The following is a 16376-nucleotide window of genomic DNA, read 5'->3' as shown; positions in this document are numbered from 1 at the left end:
CCTCAAGGCTTCCCGGTCCCTCCATCGCAACATCGGGAGCATTCCATGGCTGGCCCTGGAGCTATCGCAACCGCGCGTCGTCGAAAACAACGAAGTCGTGCCGGCTGGCACGGGTTTCTCTACATCGCGCCGGCCATGGCGCTCGTTATCGTCTTCTTCGTTCTGCCCGTGGCCTTCACCATCTGGATGAGCTTTCACAATTGGCCATTGCTCGGCAATCCCCGCTGGATCGGCTTCGGCAACTATATCCGCATGGTCTCCGACATGCGCTTCATGGCGGCGTTGCGCTTCACCGCCTATTACACCGTCATCGTGACCATTGCGATCTTCGCCGTCGCCTTCCCGCTCGCCTTCTTCGTCGAAAAGCACCGGCCGTTCGTCGGCTTCTACCGCACGATCATCTTCCTTCCCGTCGTCGTCGGGCTGGCAACGGCGTCGCTGCTCTGGGTCTGGCTCGCCAATGTCGACGCCGGCTTCTTCGCACCGGTCGCGCTGGCGCTTGGTCTCGTCGACAAAAGGCCGAACCTGCTTGCCGATTTCGATTTGGCCTTTGCAACGATCATCGTCATGGTGGTCTGGAAGATCGCCGGCTTCACAATGATCATTCTATTGACCGGCCTGCAGGCGATCCCCTCCGAATTGACGGAAGCCGCCCGGATCGACGGCGCGAAACGCTGGCAGCGGTTCCGGCATCTGACCCTGCCGCTGATGCGCCGCACGATCGCGCTCGCGCTGATCATTTCCATTACCGGCTCGGTGCTCGCCTTCGACCAGTTCTACATCATGACATCAGGCGGCCCGCAGAACCGGATGATTTCGGTGGTCTACTACATCTTCAACCAGTCCTTCGTGTCCTTCAATCTCGGCTATGGCGCGGCACTCTCGATCGCCCTCCTTGTCATCCTGGTGCTGATCAGCATCGTCCAGCTCTGGCTGCTTCGCGTCGGGGAGGACCGTCCATGACCACCGCTAAGGAACGGCGCGCGCGGCGCAAGCTGTGGGGTGGCATCGGCTACCATGGCATCGGCGTCGTCATCGTCATCTTCTTCTTCGCGCCTTTCGCGATCGCATTGCTGTCGTCCTTCCGGCATGGAACCGAGGCGAGCCTTCCGCCTCTGCCGCCATGGCCGACGACCGGTTTCAGTTTCGATGCTTACCGCTCGCTGAACGGCTTCGGCGCCGGCGTCATCCAGCATACGCTGAACTCGCTCTTCGTCTCGGTCGCAACCGTGCTTCTGACCGTCATCGTCAGCCTGCTCGCCGGCTACGGCTTCTCGCGCTATCATTTCCCCTTCAAGGGCGCGCTCTTCATCCTGATCATCGCGACGCTGATGATCCCGTTTCAGTCGATCCTGACCCCGCTCTTCATCATCCTGGCAAGGCTCGGCCTCAACAATTCGCTGATTGGCCTCACACTGGTCTACGTGACGCTGCAGCTTCCTTTCTCGGTCTTCATGATGCGCAACGCCTTCGACGCCGTACCGAAGGAAATCGAGGAGGCCGCGCGCATCGACGGCGCGCGCGATCTGAAACTGCTGTTCCGCGTTCTCCTCCCCTTGGTGCTGCCGGGTGTCGCGACCGTTGCGATCTTTGCCTTCCTCAATGCGTGGAACGAGTTCCTGGCGGCGTTGGTGCTCCTGTCGAACAACGAGAAATTCACCCTGCCGGTGCTGATGATCGCCGTCAGGACTGGCCGCCTTGGAGCCGTCAACTGGGGGGCAGTCCAGGCCGGCATCGCCGTCATGACCATCCCCTGCGTCATCGTCTTCCTGCTTCTGCAACGCTACTACATGCGCGGGCTGATGGCCGGCGCGGTGAAATAACCCTTTCAACAACGGATCAAAGCCATGTCTGACAGAGAAAACCGCCAGTTTCGCCCCCTGCCCGTCCCGAATGTCGAACTTGCAGGCCTGTTCGGCGCCCGCCAGGATGCAATCTGTAACTCCACCGCGGCAACCCTGCTCGACCGCTGCGTCGAGGCCGGCATGATCCAGGCGATCGACGTCAGCCAGCCGAGCCCCGGCATCGTCATCCCCTTGCAGACATGGTCGGGCTCGACGCAAATGTTCTGGGACAGCGATCTCGGCAAGTCGATTGAAACCATCGCCTATTCGCTTTATCGCCGCCCCAATGCCGAACTGGAAGCGCGCGCGGATGCTATCATCGACATGTATGAAAAGCTGCAGCAGGAGGACGGCTATCTGAACGCCTGGTTCCAGCGCGTCCAGCCCGGCCGGCGCTGGACCAACCTGCGCGACCATCACGAACTTTATTGCGCCGGCCATCTGATCGAGGCGGCCGTCGCCTATTACCAGGCAACGGGCAAACGCAAGCTGCTCGACATCATGAGCCGTTTTGCCGATTACATGATCACTGTCTTCGGGCATAGCGAAGACCAGCTTCGCGGCTATTGCGGCCACGAAGAGGTCGAACTCGCGCTCGTCAAACTCAGCCGGGTCACCGGCGAGAAGAAATATCTCGATCTGGCAAAATACTTCATCGACGAGCGCGGCCAGGAGCCGCATTTCTTCACCGAGGAAGCGCTTCGCGACGGCCGCGATCCGAAGAAATTCGTGCAGAAGACCTATGAATACAGCCAGTCGCATCTGCCGGTGCGCGAACAGACCAAAGTCGTGGGCCATGCCGTGCGCGCCATGTACCTTTATTCCGGCATGGCCGATATCGCCACGGAATATAACGACGATACACTGACGTCGGCACTCGAGACGCTCTGGGACGACCTGACGACCAAGCAGATGTATGTGACCGGCGGCATCGGGCCGGCTGCCTCCAACGAGGGATTCACCGACTATTACGACCTGCCGAACGAAAGCGCCTATGCCGAGACCTGCGCCTCCGTCGGCCTGGTGTTCTGGGCCAACCGCATGCTGGGCCGCGGGCCGAACCGCCGCTATGCCGACATCATGGAAGTGGCACTCTACAACGGCGCGATGGCGGGCCTGTCGCAGGACGGCAAGACCTTCTTCTACGAAAATCCGCTGGAGAGCGCCGGCAAGCATCATCGCTGGACCTGGCACCATTGCCCCTGCTGCCCACCGAACATCGCGCGCCTGCTCGCCTCCGTCGGCTCCTATATGTATGCCGCGGCCGACAACGAGATCGCCGTCCATCTCTACGGCGAGAGCAAGGCCCGCATACCGCTGGCGGGCGGCGTGACGGTGCAGCTTTCCCAGACGACACGCTACCCCTGGGACGGCGCAATTCGCTTCGAGGTCAATCCCGATCGCAACGCGAAATTTGCGCTGTCGCTGCGCATTCCCGAATGGGCCGAGGGTGCTGCGCTTACAATCAATGGCGCGCCGGTCGATCTGGCAACGGTCACGGTCGATGGCTACGCCCGCATAGAGCGGGAGTGGCGGGCGGGCGATCGTGTCGACCTCACCCTTCCGCTCATCCCACGCACGCTGTTTGCCAATCCGAAAGTCCGCCAGGACGCCGGACGTGCTGCGCTGATGCGTGGCCCGCTCGTCTATTGCGTCGAAACGACGGACAATGGCCGCGATCTCAACGGCATTTCGCTTTCCAGCGATCCGGCATCCGCCAAGACGACGGAAATTGCCGCGCTCGAAGGGGCTGTGGCGCTCGATGTGTCCGTGACGCGCGAGACGGCCGACTGGGGCTCCGATCTCTACCGTACGGCACCGCCGAAAAGCGCCGCCTCCACCGCGCGCTTCGTCCCCTATCATCTCTGGGACAATCGCGAGCCCGGCGAGATGCTTGTCTGGATCCGCGCCGATCAGATGCAGCGTGGAGCCTGACATGACGAAGAACGGCATGCGCCTGACCGGCGTCCGCAAAAGCTTCGGCGGGCTCGCCGTCATTCACGGCGTTGACCTCGACATACCGGAAGGGGCTTTCGTCGTCTTCGTCGGCCCGTCCGGCTGCGGCAAGTCCACGCTGCTGCGCATGATTGCCGGGCTGGAGGAAGTCACCGACGGTGAGATCGCCATCAAGGGCCGGGAGGTCACCGATCTCGACCCCTCCGAGCGCGGTATCGCCATGGTTTTCCAGTCCTATGCGCTCTATCCGCATATGAGCGTCCGCGACAATCTTGGTTTCGGGCTGAAAATGGCTCGGACCGAGGCATCCGAAATCGAAAGACGCGTGCGCTCCGCCGCCTCGATCCTCAAGATCGACCACCTGCTCGACCGCCGGCCGGGCCAGCTTTCCGGCGGCCAGCGCCAGCGTGTCGCCATCGGACGCGCCATCGTTCGCGAGCCGGATGTCTTCCTCTTCGACGAGCCGCTCTCCAACCTCGACGCGGAACTTCGTGTCTCGATGCGCATCGAAATTGCCCGGTTGCATCGCGAACTCGGCAATACGATGATCTATGTCACCCACGACCAGACCGAGGCCATGACGCTTGCCGACAGGATTGTCGTGCTGAGGGACGGCCGGATCGAGCAGGTGGGCAGCCCCCGCGAGGTCTATGAAGATCCGGCCAACAGTTTCGTCGCCGGCTTCATCGGCTCGCCGAGGATGAACATGATCGAAGCGACATGGTCAGGCGACGGATCGGCAAAGGTCGGCAATGGCAGCATCAAGGTCGATCTTAGCCAGCACAAACCATCATCTGGCGAAAAGATCCTGCTCGGCATGCGCCCCGAACATTTCGTCGTCATTTCCGGTGCGACCGATGCGTTGCGGGTCACGGTCGACGTCACCGAATATCTAGGCGGCACACGCTATCTCTATTGCCAGACAGAGGATGGTCAATCCGTTATTGCCGAGTATCGTGATGGGCCGGAGATCGAGCGCGGCGACACGCTCCATCTTTACTGCCCGTCTGAGCGCCGCCGCTATTTCAACGAAGACGGAAAGAGGCTTCGCTAACTTATTAGCTCCTTTTGAGCAGCGAGCGATGCAAACAAGAGATCGTTGCTATTGAAGACTTGCTAGAATTCCCAAGGAGATATTAACTCCAGCCCTGTCGTGTGAAAGTCAGGTAGATTCCGGGTGGCCAAACGTCCGCCATTTACGCGGGCGATTGCTGCAATCATGCCATCCGCCGTTGACATTGGTCGTCCTTGCCTCTTCGCCGCGCCCATAAGCTCGCCATACTCCAATGCGGCCTCTTCGGTAAGACCGAACATCCGATCAGCGAAACGATGGCGCCATTCGGACAATTTCTGCTCAAGCCGCGCAGCGCGCTGATCGGGAACAATCTTTTGAATGCCAAAGGCGATTTCAGCAATAGCCACAGTGGAAAGTGCTAGCTCCGCATCATACCGACCAAGCCACGATATCACGGCCTCGTCAGGCAGTTTCCGGAAAGTTTCAGAGATAACATTCGTGTCCAGAAATATCACAAATCAATACCGTGATTGGGTTGACGCCCCTCGCGAATGACAGATTCAAGGTCGGTATCCTCATCATCGCTCATCGCCATTCGAGCATAGAAAGACGATGCTGGTTCGCGACCAGCCTCTCGAATCTCATAAGCTTCCAGCGCACGTTCGACGACATCGGCGATTGTGCGGTTTTCGCGGCGAGCGAGCCGATGCGCGAGGTCGCGCGCTCTAGCACTACGAACGGACAATTGTGGTTCTGCCATATCTGTCTCCTGTCCGAGATCAATATAACGATTCGCAACTCAGCCATCAAGATGGCAGAAGATGGCTGGATGGCTGAATCTATGCCGCCTTGCTGACCCGTACCGGAACGGACTTATACGAAGGAGTGCCACTTTCCTTGTCCTGGTAGTCGATCGGGATCAGGCAATTTGCCTCCGGGTAATAGGCAGCAACAGAGCCCTCGGAAATATCGTAGGAAATCGCCGTCAGCTTCAGCAGCCGCTTGGCGCCGGAGGGAAGCGCGGTCTCGATCTCAACGAGATCACCATGTTCCAGCCCCTTCGCCTTCAGATCCCTGTCATTCATGAACAGGATGTCACGACGGCCGAAGACGCCGCGATAGCGGTCGTCCAGGCCATAGATCGTCGTATTGTACTGATCATGGCTACGGATGGTCGCCAGCTTCAAAATGGTCCCGTCGGAAAGCGAAATGTCTTCGTTGAGGCCGGAAAACAGCTTGAATTCGGCCTTGCCGGAAGGCGTCTTCCAGACGCGTTCCGTCGGCCCGAGCGGCAGGCGGAAACCACCCGGAACACGGATGCGCTCGTTATAATCAGCAAAATCCGGATAGACGATTTCGATCTTGTCGCGGATCAGGTCATAGTCGGTGATGAGCTCCATCCATGCGACCTTGCTATCAGGCAGCGTCGCCTGCGCCATCGCGGCAACGATGGCGGGCTCCGAGCGAAGCTGGTCGGAGGCCGGTTTCAGCCGGCCGCGCGAGGCATGCACCATCGACATCGAATCCTCGATCGTCACGGATTGCGCGCCGGTCGCCTGAACGTCCTGTTCGGTACGGCCAAGTACGGGGAACAAGAAGGATTCTTTGCCGATCAGGAGATTGGAGCGATTGAGCTTGGTATTCATATGAACGGCAAGATCGAGCTTGCGCATAGCCTCGGCACATAATTCCGGATCGGGAAGCGCGATCGAGAAATTGCCGCCGAGGCAGAGCAGCACCTTGGAGCGCCCCTCCGCCATCGCCTGCATGGCGGCAACGGCATCGTGGCCATGATGGGCAGGCGACGTGAAACCGAAAGCGCGCTCGATGCCTTCGATCAGCGCAGGAGTGGGCTTCTCGGTGACCCCGACGGTGCGATTGCCCTGCACGTTGGAATGTCCGCGCAGCGGGCAGATGCCGGCGCCCGGCTTGCCGAAATTGCCGCGCAGCAGCAGCAGGTTGGCGATCTGCTGGACATTCGCCGTCCCCTTGGCATGTTGGGTGATGCCCATCCCATAGGCGACGATCGTCGCCTTGGATTTAGCGTAAGCAGCGGCCACCCGCTCCAGATCGGCACGCGCCAGGCCCGAAACCCGCTCGATATCAGCCCATTCCGTCTGGCTGAGATCCGCAACGAGCGCGTCAAAACCGATGGTGTGCTCGGCGATGAAGGCATGATCGAGAACGTCAGGCGAAGTTTCGGCAAGCGCCAGGACCGCTTTCATGATACCCTTGAGCGCCGCGGCATCGCCGCCGATCTTGACCTGATAATAGGACGACGCGATCCGCGTCGAGCCGAAGGTTCCCATCTCGATCGGGTCCTGCGGATCGGCAAAGCGCTCCAGCGCCCGCTCCTTCAGAGGGTTGAAGACGATGATCGGCACGCCACGACGCGAGCATTCATGCAACGTGCCCATCATGCGCGGATGGTTCGTGCCGGGATTATGTCCCATGGAGATAATGAGATCGCATTCGTCGAAGTCGTCGAGCGACACGGTGCCCTTGCCGATGCCGATCGATTGCGGCAGGCCGACGCTGGTCGCCTCGTGGCACATGTTCGAGCAATCGGGGAAATTGTTGGTGCCGTATTCGCGCGCGAAGATCTGAAACAGGAAGGCCGCTTCGTTAGAGGCACGGCCGGACGTGTAGAACTCGACCATATCCGGATCGGGCTGACTGCGCATGACCTCGCCGATGCGGGCAAAGGCGTCCTCCCAGGCAATCGGCCGGTAGGTATCGGATGCGTGGTCATAGACCATCGGATGGGTCAATCGGCCCGAGTTTTCCAGCTCGTAGTCGCTCCAGGTCCGAAGTTCGCTGACCGTATGTTCGGCAAAGAATTCGGGCGTCACGCGCTTGTTCGTCGCTTCCCAGGTCACGGCCTTGGCGCCGTTTTCGCAGAATTGGAACGTGGAGGTATGCTCCTTGTCGGGCCAGGCACAGCCCGGGCAATCGAAGCCCGTCGGCTTGTTGGTGCGCAGGAGAAGACCGGGCGCTTCGGTGACATCCATCTGGTCGCGAACCGCCTTGGCGGTGGCTTTCAGTGCGCCCCAACCGCCGGCGGGGCTATTGTAGGGACGGATACCAGGGACTTCACGCTTCTGCGCCATCATACACTCCTTTGGCTACCCAAACGGCTTCCTCCCAAAGGCCGGGCTTACAAGAAATAAGCTTGTGACTTCAGGGAGTAAAGCACAATCAAGCGACAGTAAATCAAACAATCGCTACGGGTTATGGCGCCACGCAGAACGCTAGTTCCGGAAGACCAGGCAGGAGCCGCCCTGCTGCCGGATCTGCGTGCAAACGGCATCCGCTTGCCCCCGTGTTTCCCGCCCGATGCGCGCCGCATAGCGGACACGACGGCCGAAATCGGCATTGCGCTGGCGCACGATCAACGGCTTCTCCGCATTCAGCGGAGACGGCAATTTCTGGATGTTCGCGGTAAACAGACGCCGGGCGGCATCCAGCTGAAAATGCTCGGCCAATTGAACACCCCAGGGCGCCCAGGGCCGCTCCTGCTCCAAAGGCGTCGGTTTCAGGCGCCGGCTTTGGACAAGCGCGACGCAGGAATCGACGAAGGATTTGCCCTTGTCCAGCACAGGGGCGGCGATATCGGGCGGATCGTCCCGCCATTCCTCGACACTATGGGCGGTGATCGCGCTCACATAGTTGCGCGTTTCGAAGGGAAGACCGCCGGAATTCAGAAAATTGGCAAGACCGCCCTCACCGGCATTATAGGCGGCGGCGGCGAGACCAAGATTGCCGAAACGGTCGCGCAGTTCATCGAGGTAGGTCGCCGCCTTGCCGAGCGCTTCGAGCGCATCATAGCTGTCGCGCACGCCACGCAGCTTCGCCGTTCCCGGCATGAACTGCGCAATACCGCGAGCACCCTTTGGGCTGACGGCATCGGAGCGAAACAGGCTTTCGCGCCAGACCAGCCGCGCCAGATAGTCCGGCGGCAGATGATTGGCGTGAGCGAAATACTCGATGGCCGTGCACAGATCGCGATTATAGCTGTCCTTGCGCAGGCAAAGCGTCTGGCCCGTTTCCGTCGTCATTGGGCCGGAGACGCAAGCGGGCGGCGCAACCCGCCATTCCGGTTGCGCTGCTGCGGGATTGGAAGTCGACATGCCAATGGCGCAAGCGATCGCAAAAGCGACAATCATGCCGACGGAGCCTGCCCGATACTGCCTGCCTGCCATCTAAGCGATATCCGTCCGAAACCAACCGATCGCAAATTCGCGGCCTCTTCATATCATCGAAGGACCGCAGCGAAAACCTCTGACGTGACGGCGATTGTTCGTCGGCCGCTACTGTGCGAGGCGCCCGCCGCGCATCGGCGCCGGCACGCCCGTCGTGCCGGGAAAGCTGATCGGCAGGCCGCGTAAGACGCGCACGGCGAGAAACGCAAAGCACTCCGCCTCCACCGCATCGCCACGCCAGCCGAGATCCTCGGCAAAAATCGGCTCGACGCCGGCCCGGCTCCGGAGCATCGACATGATCGTCGGATTGTGCCGGCCGCCGCCGCTGACGACCACTTTGCTCGGCCTGCGCGGCAGAAGATCCAACGCCTTGCCGACGGCGCTTGCCGTGAAGGCCGAAAGTGTGGCGGCGCCGTCTTCGGGACCCAGGCCATCCGCCATGGCGGCACCGAAATCGAACCGATCGAGCGATTTCGGATAGGGCGCGGTCAGATAGGGGTGCTGCAACAGCTTTTCGAGCCGCGCCTCGTCGACCTTGCCGGCGCGCCCAAGCGCGCCGTCCCGGTCCATCTCGCCGAGCCCGTGAGACTTGATGAAATCGTTCAGAGGCGCGTTGGCCGGGCCGGTATCGAAAGCAACGAAATTGCCCTCTCCGTCCCACCAGGTGACGTTGGCCACACCACCAAGATTGAGAATGGCGGCCTCCCCCGCAGCACCCGCGCCACGCAGCAGTGCGGTGTGATACGCCGCGGCAAGTGGTGCGCCCTGCCCGCCGGCGCGCATGTCGGCCGAGCGGAAATCATAGGCGACCTTGGTGCCGAGGATGGAGCACATCAGCTCGCCATCCCCCAGCTGGCGCGTCTGTCCCAGCCGATCCTTCTGCGGCGCGCGATGCAGCACGGTCTGGCCGTGGAAGCCGACGACGCCGATGTCGGCCATCGTCATGCCGTTGCTTTCGACCAGCTCCCTGACCGCCTCCGACTGGGCGCGCGTCAGGGCCTCCTCGGCTTGCTTGAAGATCGCTGGCTCCGGCCCTTCGAAGTTCCAGGCGCGCGCCTGCGCCAGGGTCTCTTCCAGAAGCTTGCGGATCCAATCGGGATAGGGCGCCAGCACGTAAGGACCGAATTCCACGATGCGCTCGCCATCCGTCTTCAGCATGGCGACATCGATATTGCCGTCGAGGACGGTCCCGGTCATCAGACCCACTGCCCAGATTGGTTCCATGGTCAGGCTCCTAAGCTGCGTTGACGAGATCACTCACCGTTTGACGAAGCGCCAGGATGCCGCTGTCGAAGTGGCGTGTCGGATGAATGCGATTGGTAAGCAAGGTCCAGGCCCTGCCCTTATCGAAATCGACCCAGAGGGCCGTGCCGGTGAACCCCGTATGGCCGATGGTTCCCGGCGAGCAAAGGGTGCCGCCATGCCAGCCGTCATGTGGGCGCTCCCAGCCATGCGTACGGGTGGCCGAAAGCGGCGCGCGCATCAGGGCAATTGATTGAGCCGATGCGCCGCTACCGTCAAGCAATCCCCTGGCAAAATCGAGGATCGCGTCCGCCGTTCCGAATAGGCCGGCATGACCGGCGCCTTGCAGCGCGGAACAATTGTCGTCATGAACCTCGCCCGACAGAATGCGGGGGCGCCAGGTGCAATCTTCCGTCGCGGCCGACAGCTCGGGCGGCGCGGAGAAGGCAAAGCCCGGCCCCGGATCCATGGCGCGGAGCGTCTGTCCGGCCAGCCGCTCCAGCGCGAAGCCGAGGAGAATGAAGTTGATGTCGGAATAGACAGGTGGGCCGGCGCGCCATTCGCGCTGCAGGATGAAGGTGCGCAAAAGCTCCGGATCGCGGCCATAGGTATAAATTGGCTCGACCGCGGGGAACGGTGTCTGATGGCCCAAGCATTGCCGGAACGTCACCTTCCGTTCCCAGGCTTCGGCGCTGTATTGGCGCAGATCGGGCAGGAGCGCTGTCAGCGGCGCATCGAGATCGATCGTGCCGGCCTCGGCGAGGGCAAGGATGCGCGGCGTGGTGAAAATGACCTTGGTGAGCGATGCAAGGTCGAACCAAGTATCGGCAAGCATCGGCCTGACATCAGGCACCTTTTGCGCCGAGCCGACGGCGCGGACCTGCCGGTTCCCTTTAAGATCGACCATGCCAAACACGCCGCCCGGAATGCGGGCCGCTGCAACCGATTGTTCGAGCGGCGCGAAGGCCCGGTCGAAACGCTCCTGAAACTGCATGCTCCCCCCTTCCATCTCGGCTCCCTGCAGCTCCGCTCAGGCTTCCGCCAGAGCGATATGATCCGCTGCGAAACGGCGCCATTCCGGTACGGTGGGCTCGAAGCCCCGCGGGCGCACCAGCGACGGAACCTGGCGTGTGTCGAGCGTAAAGGTTTCCTTGCGCCGCTCAACCGTTGGAACCGCCGCGATCAGCTGCCTGGTATAGGAATGCTTGGGCTCCGACAAGACGGAGACGGCATCGCCGATCTCGACGATCTGCCCGGCATAGATCACGGCAATGCGATGGGCGATGCGCTCGACGACCGCCATGTCATGCGAGATGAAAAGATAAGCGAGACCGTATTCTCGCTGCAATTCGATCAACAGGCTCAAGACCTGGGCCTGGACGGAGACGTCAAGTGCCGAAACCGCTTCGTCGAGCACCAGCACGGAAGGATTGAGCATCAAGGCGCGCGCGATGCAAAGCCGCTGACGCTGGCCGCCGGAAAATTCGTGCGGATAGCGCTCCAGGGCGTTTTCGGGCAAGCCCACGCGCTTCAGCAGCATGACCATGCGCTCGCGCGTTTCGGCGGAAACCCCCACTCCCGATGCGATCACCGGTTCGGCAAGGATACTGTCGACGCGAAGGCGCGGATTAAGGGAGGCATAGGGATTCTGGAAGACCATCTGCACCGCGCCCGTGCGATCGGCAGCCTTGCCGCCATTCGCCGTGAAGACGCCGCGGGTCGACTTGACGAGCCCGAGGATCGCCCTTGCGGTCGTGGATTTGCCCGATCCGCTCTCGCCGACGATTGCCAGTGTCTCACCCGGCATCAGGTCGAAACCGACGCCTTCGACGGCATGGACTGCGCCGGTCGAGCGCCGCAGGAAGCTGCCCTTGACCGGGAAGCGGACCGTGAGCCCTTCCACTTTCAGCGCCGGCTTGGATGGTACCTTATCGCGCTGGAAATCGCTGCGTGCCGCCTGCCCGGAGGCGAAATGCGGGACCGAATGCAGCAGATGCTGGGTATAGGGATGCGCGGGATGATCGAGGATCTGATTGAGCTCACCCTGCTCCACCGCCTCGCCGGCCTGCATCACCATCACCTTGTCGGCAATGCCGGCGACAAGGCCGATATCATGGGTGATGAAGATCATCGACATGCCGGTCTCGCGCTTCAATTCGGCAAGCAGCGCCATGATCTGCGCCTGCACGGTGACATCGAGCGCCGTTGTCGGCTCGTCGGCGATCAGCAGACGGGGATTGCAGGCAAGCGCCGTTGCGATCATCACGCGCTGCAACATGCCGCCGGAGAGCTGGTTCGGACAATAGGTCAGACGGCGCGCAGCATCGGGAATGCGCACGCGATCCAGGGCATCCTTGGCCGCCGCCTTTGCCTGGCTTCCCGTCAGACCACGATGCAGCCGGAACGATTCCTCGATCTGCGTCCCGATGGTCAGGACCGGGTTGAGGGAGGTCATCGGTTCCTGGAAGATCATGCCGATCTCGCCACCACGGATCTTCGTCAGCTGAGCTTCGCTCGCCTTGGTCAGGTCGAGAATGCGGTTGTCGGCCCGCGTCAGACGGATCGAACCGGCGGTAATGCGGCCACCGCCGAAATCGACGAGGCGATTGATCGAAAGCGCCGTGACCGACTTGCCCGAGCCGCTTTCGCCGACGATCGCCAGCGTTTCGCCGGCATCGAGATTAAAGCTGACGCCGCGAACGATGGGGTTGGCTTCGGGATTGCGGCCGAAACCGACGCGCAGATCGGACACAGAGAGAAGTGGTGTCATACCGTCGCCCTCCGCATCTTCGGATCAAGGATATCGCGCAGGGCGTCGCCGAGCAGATTGAAGCCGAGAATGGAGATCATGATGGTGATGCCGGGGAAGATCAGCAGCCAGGGTGCCGTTTCCATCAGATTGCGGCTGTCGCTCAGCATCAGGCCCAAGGACGAGGCCGGCGGCTGCGTTCCCAAGCCGAGGAAGCTCAGGCCCGCCTCCGTCAACAGCGACCAGGCGAGTGCCAGCGTTACCTGCACGGTCAAGGGTGCGACGAGATTGAGCAGGAGATGCCGCGTCAGGATATAGGACCTACTGCTGCCGAAGGTCCGGGCCGCATCGACGAAATCGCGTGCCTTCAGCGAAAGGGCCGGGCCGCGCACCACACGGGTAAAGATCGGCGTATAGACGATCGCGATCGCGGCGACGCTGGTCCAGGTGCCAGGCCCGACAATGGCGATGATCAGCAGCGCCAGCAGGATCGCCGGAAAGGCCAAAAGCACATCCATCAGACGCATGATCACGCCGTCCCAACGCTTGCCCGACCAGGCGGCGGTCAGGCCAAGCACGGTGCCGATCAGGCTCGCAAGCGCAACGGAGAAGAACGCAACGGTCAAGGATTCTCCGATACCATTCATCAAGCGGCTGACCACATCGCGCCCAAGCAGGTCGGTGCCCATCCAATAGGCATAACCGGGCGATTGCAGGCGGGCCAACGGATTGCGTGCCACCGGATCATGCGGCGTCAAGCCGAGCATGCCGAGGATGGCAGCCAAGATGTAGATGAGCACGATGACGCCGCCGATCCGGCCGCTGACATGTCCGAAAATGGCCTTGATCATCCGCATCAGCCTTCTCCCAGACGGACGCGCGGATCGAGCGCGACATAGGCGAGATCGACAAGCAGGTTGACGATCATGAAATTGAACGCGATGAACAGCACGCAACCCTGAACCAGGGCATAATCGCGCTGCTGGATCGCATCGAGCACCAACCGCCCAAGCCCGGGCAGCGCATAGATCTGCTCGACCAGCACCGCGCCGCCGAGCAGGTAGCCGAATTCGACGCCGCTCAGCGTCACCACCGGGATGAGCGCATTCGGCAAAGCATGCCGCCAGATGACGCCGCGCGCCGGCACGCCGCGACTGCGGGCCGTACGCACATAGTCATCGCTCAAGACATCGAGCATGGCGGAGCGCACGACGCGCGTCACCGACGCCGCGAAGGCAAAGCCGAGGGTGAGCGCCGGCAGGATCATCTGGCCGAGATTGCCGAGCGGATCCTGCCAGATCGGCGTGAATTCCCCCATGGTCGGCAATACGCCGAAACCGGCCGACAAGGCATAGATCAACAGAAGTCCGAGGACGAAATTGGGCGTCGACTGGCCGATCATGGCGAAGATGCGCACGGCAAGATCGGACAGTTTTTCGTTTCGCGTGGCGGCAAAGACGCCGGCAGGCAGGCCGATGGCGAGTGCGATCACCATGGCGAGCAGCGCAAGCTCGAGTGTCAGCGGAAAGCGCTCCAGGATGATATCGAGCACCGGCTTGCCATAGGTGACGGATATGCCAAGATTGCCCTGGAATACGCCGAGCAGCCAATGCCAGTACTGGATCGGCCAGGGCTGGTCGATACCGAAATAGACGGCAAGGGCCTGCCGCTGCTCCGGCGTCAGCAGGCCCGCATTGGTCCCGAGCATCGCGGTGATCGCATCTCCGGGCACCAGCCGGATGGCGACGAAGACGAAGATGGACACGCCCAGCATGATCAGTGGGAATGTCATCAACCGGCGCGTCAGGTATGCCATTTCGCTTCCTCTAGGTCTCGACTGCCGTTACTTGATCGAGACTTTGCTCAGACCGAATAGCGAACCGGTCGGCGTCGGCACGAAGCCCTCGACGTTCTTCTGCTCGGCCGTATAGCCGTAGGCCGTGTAGAGCCAGATCCAGGGCGAAGCTTCGGCGATGTGCTTTTCGAATTCGGCGAAGATTTCCTTGCGCTTGGCCGGATCGGTCTCGGCGCGGCCCTTCTGCATCAGGCTGTCGAGCGTGTCGTCGATATAGTTGGCGACCTTCTGCAGGTTGCCGGATTTCGTCCAGTAGCGGTTATACATCGAATAGGGATCGGCACTGCCGCCGTTGAGCGCCACCGCCATGTCGAAATTGCCCTTGAGCCAGGTGTCGACATAGACGTTGAGCTCCATCACCTTGATATCGAGCTTGATGCCGATTTCGGAAAGCTGCGACTGGATGACCTGCGCCTCGGCCGTGGCCGTCGGCGGCTCGCCGGTTGCGGCGATCACGGTCGCGGAAAAGCCATTGGCAAAACCGGCATCGGCCATCAGCTTCTTCGCCTTGGCGACGTCGCGCGTATAGCAGAAGAGCTGGCTGGGATCGGTGGCATAAAGCGGCATCGTCAGCGGCCCGGTCACCTTGCCTTCGCCGAGAGCGGCTGTATCCATCACATCCTTGCGGTCGATGGCACAGGAGATCGCCTGGCGCACGGCCAACTGATCCATGGGTTTACGCGACGGATTGAGCTGCAGCACGTTGTAGGAGAGCACCGGCGTGCGGGTGAGCTGCAGCTTCGGCTCCTTCGGCACCAGTGTTGCAACGAGCGGATCGTTGAGCAGCGCGAAATCGATCTGGCCGGTGCGCAGCGAGGCAAGGATCGCCGTTTCGTCCGGCAGCACGCTGATATTGATGCCGTCGACGCCGACAGCGCCACCTGCCCAATCCTTGTTGGCGCTCAGGACTTCCTTGGAATTCGGAACCCAGCTCTCGAGCTTGAAGGGGCCGGAGCCGATCGCCTTCGTGCCGATGGTACCGGCGGTGATTTCGCTTGCCGGAACCACGGCCGCATTGAGGCTCGTCATCGCCGTCAGAAGGGGAACGTCGGGCTGCGACAGGTTGAAGACGACGGTATTGGCATCGGGTGTGTCGATGCTTGCGATCGACAGGAAATTGGCGCGGGCGACGGCGGCTGTCGCCTGGTCGAGAATGCGCTGGAACGAGGCCTTGACGTCGGCCGAAATCACCGGCGCGCCATTCTGGAACTTGGCCTTGGCATTGAGCTTGAAGGTCAATTGCTTGCCGTCGGGCGAGAACTGCCAGCTTTCTGCGACACCGGGCACGATCTGCAGATTGCCGTCGAGGCGAACCAGCGGCTCGTAAATCAGTTCTAGCAGGCGGATGGAGGAGAAGGCCGTCTGCTTGTGCGGATCAAGCCCAGTTGCGTCCTGCGACCATGCCATGCGCAGCGTTGCCGCCTCCACAGGCATCGCGATCGTCGCCAGACCAAGCCCGATGACCAGCGCTGCTCCCGAAAACAGCGTCCGTCTAAAATTTCCTCTCATTGCC

Annotated in this window: 14 protein-coding genes; 4 read left to right on the top strand and 10 right to left on the bottom strand. The window is 61.6% G+C overall.

Features of this window, described 5'->3' with window-relative positions; genetic code table 11:
- Nucleotides 1–45 precede the first annotated feature (45 nt).
- Genes HGP16_RS22815 through HGP16_RS22800 form a run of 4 tightly spaced genes read left to right on the top strand, consistent with a single transcriptional unit; the run spans nucleotide 46 to nucleotide 4854 of the window.
- Nucleotides 46–963: a carbohydrate ABC transporter permease gene (locus HGP16_RS22815; RefSeq protein WP_168842273.1), complete on the top strand. Its 918-nt coding sequence runs from the start codon at nucleotides 46–48 to the stop codon at nucleotides 961–963.
- Nucleotides 960–1823 (top strand): carbohydrate ABC transporter permease, encoded by an 864-nt coding sequence (locus HGP16_RS22810; protein WP_168842272.1) that lies wholly within the window; start codon nucleotides 960–962, stop codon nucleotides 1821–1823. Before HGP16_RS22815 ends, HGP16_RS22810 begins: the two co-directional genes overlap by 4 nt.
- Nucleotides 1824–1847: 24 nt before the next feature.
- On the top strand, nucleotides 1848–3779 hold the full coding sequence (locus tag HGP16_RS22805) for a glycoside hydrolase family 127 protein (protein ID WP_168842271.1): 1932 nt from the start codon (nucleotides 1848–1850) through the stop codon (nucleotides 3777–3779).
- A 1-nt stretch (nucleotide 3780) separates the two neighbouring features.
- A complete protein-coding gene (locus HGP16_RS22800; RefSeq protein WP_168842270.1) occupies nucleotides 3781–4854 on the top strand; it encodes an ABC transporter ATP-binding protein in 1074 nt (357 codons plus the stop codon).
- Between the two features lie 62 nt (nucleotides 4855–4916).
- Here the strand turns inward: HGP16_RS22800 and HGP16_RS22795 are convergent, their stop codons facing one another.
- From HGP16_RS22795 to HGP16_RS22750, 10 genes are all read right to left on the bottom strand, one after another.
- Entirely contained in the window at nucleotides 4917–5330 is a 414-nt protein-coding gene (locus HGP16_RS22795; protein WP_168842269.1) for a type II toxin-antitoxin system VapC family toxin, read from the bottom strand.
- The gene (locus tag HGP16_RS22790) at nucleotides 5327–5575 is read right to left on the bottom strand and encodes a type II toxin-antitoxin system VapB family antitoxin (protein WP_168842268.1); all 249 of its coding nucleotides are present in this window, start codon (nucleotides 5573–5575) and stop codon (nucleotides 5327–5329) included. The genes HGP16_RS22795 and HGP16_RS22790 overlap by 4 nt, the downstream gene beginning before the upstream one ends.
- A 79-nt stretch (nucleotides 5576–5654) precedes the next feature.
- Entirely contained in the window at nucleotides 5655–7925 is a 2271-nt protein-coding gene (locus HGP16_RS22785) for an FdhF/YdeP family oxidoreductase (RefSeq protein ID WP_168842267.1), read from the bottom strand.
- A 141-nt stretch (nucleotides 7926–8066) separates the two neighbouring features.
- Nucleotides 8067–9017 carry a lytic transglycosylase domain-containing protein gene (locus HGP16_RS22780; protein WP_168842266.1) on the bottom strand — a complete coding sequence of 317 codons (951 nt, stop codon included), beginning with the start codon at nucleotides 9015–9017 and terminating at the stop codon, nucleotides 8067–8069.
- Between the two features lie 108 nt (nucleotides 9018–9125).
- The gene (locus HGP16_RS22775; protein WP_168842265.1) at nucleotides 9126–10241 is read right to left on the bottom strand and encodes an anhydro-N-acetylmuramic acid kinase; all 1116 of its coding nucleotides are present in this window, start codon (nucleotides 10239–10241) and stop codon (nucleotides 9126–9128) included.
- Nucleotides 10242–10251: 10 nt separating this feature from the next.
- Complete coding sequence (locus HGP16_RS22770; RefSeq protein ID WP_246703384.1) at nucleotides 10252–11253, bottom strand: serine hydrolase domain-containing protein; 1002 nt, start codon at nucleotides 11251–11253, stop codon at nucleotides 10252–10254.
- A gap of 36 nt (nucleotides 11254–11289) precedes the next feature.
- The gene (locus HGP16_RS22765) at nucleotides 11290–13029 is read right to left on the bottom strand and encodes an ABC transporter ATP-binding protein (protein WP_168842263.1); all 1740 of its coding nucleotides are present in this window, start codon (nucleotides 13027–13029) and stop codon (nucleotides 11290–11292) included.
- The gene (locus HGP16_RS22760) at nucleotides 13026–13865 is read right to left on the bottom strand and encodes an ABC transporter permease (RefSeq protein WP_168842262.1); all 840 of its coding nucleotides are present in this window, start codon (nucleotides 13863–13865) and stop codon (nucleotides 13026–13028) included. Before HGP16_RS22760 ends, HGP16_RS22765 begins: the two co-directional genes overlap by 4 nt.
- Nucleotides 13865–14824, bottom strand: a complete 960-nt coding sequence (locus tag HGP16_RS22755) for an ABC transporter permease (protein ID WP_168842261.1) — start codon at nucleotides 14822–14824, stop codon at nucleotides 13865–13867. Before HGP16_RS22755 ends, HGP16_RS22760 begins: the two co-directional genes overlap by 1 nt.
- A 27-nt stretch (nucleotides 14825–14851) precedes the next feature.
- Entirely contained in the window at nucleotides 14852–16372 is a 1521-nt protein-coding gene (locus HGP16_RS22750) for an ABC transporter substrate-binding protein (protein WP_168842260.1), read from the bottom strand.
- Between the last annotated feature and the right edge of the window lie 4 nt (nucleotides 16373–16376).

It is taken from the genome of Rhizobium sp. P40RR-XXII (assembly GCF_012641405.1).
GTDB lineage: Bacteria > Pseudomonadota > Alphaproteobacteria > Rhizobiales > Rhizobiaceae > Rhizobium.
This window is presented reverse-complemented; position numbering and strand designations above follow the sequence as displayed.